Source organism: Colwellia sp. (assembly GCF_013215345.1).
Lineage (GTDB): Bacteria > Pseudomonadota > Gammaproteobacteria > Enterobacterales > Alteromonadaceae > Colwellia.
Genome location: NZ_JABSOV010000021.1, coordinates 1 through 5,142, shown reverse-complemented (window position 1 = coordinate 5,142; position 5,142 = coordinate 1). Strand labels below are relative to the sequence as shown.

At 39.2% G+C, this 5,142-nt stretch carries 6 protein-coding genes; 1 reads left to right on the top strand and 5 read right to left on the bottom strand.

The window, feature by feature from the left end; genetic code table 11:
• A partial coding sequence (dxs, locus tag HRT50_RS04565; RefSeq protein ID WP_291611800.1) for a 1-deoxy-D-xylulose-5-phosphate synthase occupies positions 1–1,108 on the top strand: 1,108 nt, incomplete at its 5' end.
• A gap of 159 nt (positions 1,109–1,267) precedes the next feature.
• On the opposite strand, the gene nqrM is transcribed toward dxs, so the two are convergent.
• From nqrM to HRT50_RS04540, 5 genes are all read right to left on the bottom strand, one after another.
• Positions 1,268–1,498, bottom strand: coding sequence for a (Na+)-NQR maturation NqrM (gene nqrM, locus HRT50_RS04560; protein ID WP_291611798.1), 231 nt, complete (start codon positions 1,496–1,498; stop codon positions 1,268–1,270).
• A gap of 145 nt (positions 1,499–1,643) precedes the next feature.
• Entirely contained in the window at positions 1,644–2,663 is a 1,020-nt protein-coding gene (locus HRT50_RS04555; protein ID WP_291611796.1) for an FAD:protein FMN transferase, read from the bottom strand.
• Between the two features lie 259 nt (positions 2,664–2,922).
• Positions 2,923–4,146: an NADH:ubiquinone reductase (Na(+)-transporting) subunit F gene (gene nqrF, locus HRT50_RS04550; protein ID WP_291611794.1), complete on the bottom strand. Its 1,224-nt coding sequence runs from the start codon at positions 4,144–4,146 to the stop codon at positions 2,923–2,925.
• Between the two features lie 63 nt (positions 4,147–4,209).
• Positions 4,210–4,833, bottom strand: coding sequence for an NADH:ubiquinone reductase (Na(+)-transporting) subunit E (gene nqrE, locus HRT50_RS04545; protein ID WP_291611792.1), 624 nt, complete (start codon positions 4,831–4,833; stop codon positions 4,210–4,212).
• A 2-nt stretch (positions 4,834–4,835) separates the two neighbouring features.
• A partial coding sequence (locus tag HRT50_RS04540; protein ID WP_291611790.1) for an Rnf-Nqr domain containing protein occupies positions 4,836–5,142 on the bottom strand: 307 nt, incomplete at its 5' end.

The following is a 5,142-nucleotide window of genomic DNA, read 5'->3' as shown; positions in this document are numbered from 1 at the left end:
AGTTGATACTATTAAAAACATGCGCAAGCTAAAAGGACCACAGTTACTCCATATTGCCACTAAGAAAGGTAAGGGTTATCAAGCAGCTGAGCAAGATCCAATTAAGTATCATGCGGTACCTAAATTTAACCCGGAAGATAAAAATTTGCCTAAGGCAAAGCCAAGTTTACCTACCTATTCTAAGATTTTTGGCGATTGGTTATGTAAGACCGCTGAAGTTGATAGTAAGTTAGTCGCCGTTACCCCTGCTATGGCTGAAGGCTCTGGTATGGTCGAATTTAGTCAGCGTTTTCCTGACCAGTACTTTGATGTCGCAATAGCTGAACAACATGCGGTCACCTATGCTGCGGGCCTTGCTATTGGTGGTCAAAAACCAGTGGTAGCGATTTATTCAAGTTTTTTACAACGTGGTTATGATCAATTTATTCACGATATTGCCATACAAAACTTACCGGTTATGTTTGCGGTTGACCGTGCTGGTATTGTTGGCGCTGACGGCGCCACCCATCAAGGTGTCTTTGATTTAAGTTTTTTACGATGTATTCCTAATACCGTCATCATGGCTCCTTCAGATGAACGTGAATGCCAGCTAATGCTTAATACTGGTTTTAAACATAATGGTCCAAGCGTTGTTCGCTACCCTCGTGGTAGTGGTACCGGAGCAACTCTGCCCACCGTTGATGAAACCATAGCACTTGGTAAAGGTGTCACTGTTCTTAAAGCTGAAGTACCAGAAGGTAACGAACAATCAGGAAAAAGCATTGCGTTATTAAGCTTTGGCTCTATGTTAGTCCAGGCAAAGAAAGCCGCTATAGAGCTTAATGCTACCTTAGTAGATATGCGTTTTGTTAAACCACTAGATGAAACACTAATTGATGAACTCAATGCCAATCATGACTGTCTGGTAACAATTGAAGATAATGCCATTGCCGGTGGTGCTGGCTCAGGCGTTAATGAATACCTACTTGCTCAGGGCAAGCCTGTTTGCATCCTCAACATTGGTGTTGCTGATCATTTCGTTAAACATGGTACCCAAGAAGAAGTACACCAGGAATTAGGCTTAGATGCCCAAGGTATTATCGCTAAGATACGCAATTTTATTAGCTAGCTTTGACCCGATATAGCGTTAACTCGATAAGCGAGTTAACGCACAAAAAAAGGATAATGAAGTAAATTCATTATCCTTTTTTTTTAGCACTAAATTTTTACTGCTAGCTTAGTTGTACAAGGTGACAAAGCTTAGAAATAATTTATATAAAACCAGAAATTATAAGTTTGTTACGTCAATTCTGTTTTTTAAGTTATCTTCAAGCGCAGATTTTTTCTCTCGCTCTTGTCGTTTTTCACAAGGGTTATCACAGTTACACTCTTTATCAATGCCTACGCTTGCTAAACCACCACAACTACCTGCTAAGGCTTTATTTTGGAAAATATACCCCACTGCCATAGCAGTGCCTACCACAAGGAAAAAACCAAAGGTAATAAAAAAAATCATCATAATACTATGCTCTCAACTTACTCTATTTACTTAACTTACATACTTAACTAAAGAGTGCCAATGCTCTGGACAAGAGTCATTGTGCTAAATTTACCACAGACCATTTCCAACATAAGAACTAGTGCTAAGGGTTATCAGGACTTTGTTACTTCAAATATTGTTTGAATTTTACCGTAAATCGCTCATCAAAGCCATTTTCAGTCTTTGAAATAAATAATGCCGCCAAATCATTTTTCACAGCAAAAGCCATACCCTTTTCCATGCCCATCACCATCAAGGTTGTTGATAAACCATCTGCTGTCATAGATGAAGGATGAATAACAGTTACCGATACTAACTTATGATGAATAGGCTTGCCGGTATCTGGGTCAATAATATGTGAAAAACGTATACCATCAGCTTCAAAATAATTACGGTAGTCACCAGAAGTGGCCACTGCATTATCTTTAGGAATAATCACTTGCTGTACACTGCGCTCATTCGTAAGTGGTTTCTCTATTGCAATAGCCCACAGCTCACCTGTGTGCTTAAAGCCCTTTAAACGCATTTCTCCGCCAATTTCTACTAAGTAATTGGTAAAGCCATTACTTTCAATTATTTCAGCAACAACATCGACACCATAGCCTTTAGCCGTAGTAGATAAATCTATATACAAATCAGGGATTTTCTTAGATAGTTTGTTGCCCTCTAATGTTAGGTTCTGCAAACCGACACGCTTATGAGTCATTGCAATGACCTCATCACTAGGTGCAGTTTCAGGACGTTGTTCAGGACCAAAGCCCCAAAGATTAACTAATGGACCAATACTGACATCAAGCTTGCCTTCACTTAAGTTCCATAAACGAATTGACTCTTGAACAACGCGAGCAAAACCTGCTGAGACTTCCACTGGTTCAGTCGATGTCGATTGATTAAACCTGGATAGTTCAGAGTTAGGCATATAAGTCGACATTTCTAGGTTAACTTGCTTCAGAGCAGCATCAATTTGTTGTTTTAATTCAAGCGCTAGTATCTGCTCTTCTGTCGCCACTACTTTAATATTATAAGTAGTACCCATGGTACGACCTTGCAGTAACACCTCTATTTTATTTGAAGGATTACTCGGAAAACAAGCTGATAGGCTTATTACTAAAACAGTTAACAACACAAGTTTCAATTTATTCATAAGGGTTCCAAATTATTATTTATATCGCTATATTCTTTTTCAAAAAATATAGCGATATAAATAATTTACTTGCTGTACTAGTTCATAAAACAATAAGGACGACCGAAGTCGTCCTTATTTCAAATGTTCTTCAACAGCATATTTAAAAATTAAGCGCTAAATAGTGGTACTAATTCAAGGCGGATGCACGGAGCCTATGACTATAGGTGAGTACATCTAACGGTGAAGTAGTGCCACTAGGCAAGCTTAAGTTAAAATATTAACCGCCAAAGTCATCCAACATAATATTATCGTCTTCTACACCAAGATCTTTAAGCATACCGATAACAGCAGCATTCATCATTGGAGGACCACACATGTAGTATTCACAATCTTCTGGCGCTTCGTGATCTTTCAAGTATTCTTCGAAAAGAACATTATGAATAAAACCAGTCATGCCATCCCAGTTATCATCTGGTTGTGGATCAGACAAGGCAACATGCCAAACAAAGTTGTCATTTTCAGCTGCTAGGCCGTTATAATCATCTTCATAGAACATTTCACGCTTAGAACGTGCACCGTACCAGAAACTTATCTTACGCTTAGATTTAAGGCGCTTAAGTTGGTCAAAGATATGAGAACGCATCGGCGCCATACCTGCACCACCACCAATAAAGACCATTTCATTATCAGTTTCTTTAGCGAAGAACTCGCCAAATGGACCTGAAATTGTCACTTTATCACCAGCTTTAAGACTGAAAATGTACGAAGACATTTTACCTGCTGGTAAATGTAAGCGTCCAGGAGGCGGCGTAGCAATACGCACGTTCAGCATAATAATGCCTTCCTCTTCTGGGTAACTTGCCATTGAGTAGGCACGTAAAGTTTCTTCATCAACTTTCGATTCAACATCGAAGAAACCAAAGTGTTTCCAATCGCCACGGTACTGTTCATCAATGTCAAAATCACTGTATTTGACATGATGTGCAGGTGCTTCAATTTGAATGTAACCACCGGCTTTAAATGGTACTGATTCGCCATCAGGAATTTTTAACACAAGTTCCTTGATGAAGGTTGCTTGGTTATCATTAGAGATAACTTCACATTCCCATTTTTGCACGCCGAAGATTTCATCTTCAACTTCAATTACCATGTCTTGCTTAACAGCAACTTGACAGGCTAAACGACAACCATCTTTTGCTTGACGTTTAGTAATATGCCCTTCTTCGGTTGGTAAAATATCACCACCACCTGAATGCACGTCAACACGACATTGGCCACAAGTACCACCACCACCACATGCTGAAGGAATAAAAATCCCTTGGTCAGCTAGTGCACCTAATAATTTGCCACCCGCAGCAGTAACTACTGATTTTTCAGGGTCGCCATTTATGCTGATCGTTACGTCACCTGAAGAAACTAACTTAGATTTAGCAAATAAAATCACTAAGACTAAGGCAATAATTATCGCGGTAAACATCGATACGCCGAGAATAATTTCCATCGACTATTCCTTAAACTTTTCTAAGGGTGTAATGCATATTAACTTGCATTACACCAACCAAATTTATAACGAAATACCACCGAAAGATAAGAAGCCAAAAGCCATCAAACCTGCAGTAATAAATGTAATCCCTAAACCTTTTAACCCGTCTGGTATATCAGAATATTTCATCTTTTCACGCAAACCAGCCATCAATACAATTGCTAACATCCAACCTACACCTGAGCCAATGCCATAAACAACACTTTCGCCAAGGGTAAGGTTTTTTGCAACCATAAATGATACCGCACCAAAAATGGCACAGTTAACGGTGATTAAAGGTAAGAAGATGCCAAGCGCTTGATACAACGCAGGGAAATACTTGTCTAACAGCATTTCCAATATTTGTACTAAGGCGGCAATAACACCAATAAAGGTAATAAATGACAAGAAGCTAAGGTCAATTGATTCTTTCGGATCAGTAATACCCATTAGACTATCAAGTGCACCCGGCGCTAAAATTGCTTGGTAGATAATTTGGTTAGCAGGAACTGCAAGACCAAGAACCACAACAACCGCTACACCGAGACCAATAGCAGTATCAACTTTTTTAGACACAGCTAGGAAAGTACACATACCTAAGAAGAAGCTTAACGCCATATTCTCAATGAAAATGGTTTTAATAAATATACTTAAATAATGTTCCATAATTAACCCTCCTCAACTTGTTCAGGTTTCCACTGGCGAATAGCCCAGATGACTAAACCAATAATGAAGAACGAACTAAATGGTAAAACCAATAAGCCATTACCTTGGTACCAACCACCGTTTTGCACTAACTGAAATACTTCCATACCGAAGATTTTACCAAAGCCTAAAAGCTCGCGGAAGAATGCAACCACTAATAAGACAGCGCCATAACCTAAACCATTACCAATACCGTCTAAGAAACTCACACCAGGCTTTTCTTTCATAGCAAAAGCTTCAGCACGCCCCATAACGATACAGTTAGTAATG

Excerpts from the sequence above, each read along its gene's own strand:
- nqrM (WP_291611798.1), bottom strand. The coding sequence starts at position 1,498 with ATGATGATTTTTTTTATTACCTTTGGTTTTTTCCTTGTGGTAGGCACT.
- HRT50_RS04555 (WP_291611796.1), bottom strand. The coding sequence starts at position 2,663 with ATGAATAAATTGAAACTTGTGTTGTTAACTGTTTTAGTAATAAGCCTA.
- nqrF (WP_291611794.1), bottom strand. The coding sequence starts at position 4,146 with ATGGAAATTATTCTCGGCGTATCGATGTTTACCGCGATAATTATTGCC.
- nqrE (WP_291611792.1), bottom strand. The coding sequence starts at position 4,833 with ATGGAACATTATTTAAGTATATTTATTAAAACCATTTTCATTGAGAAT.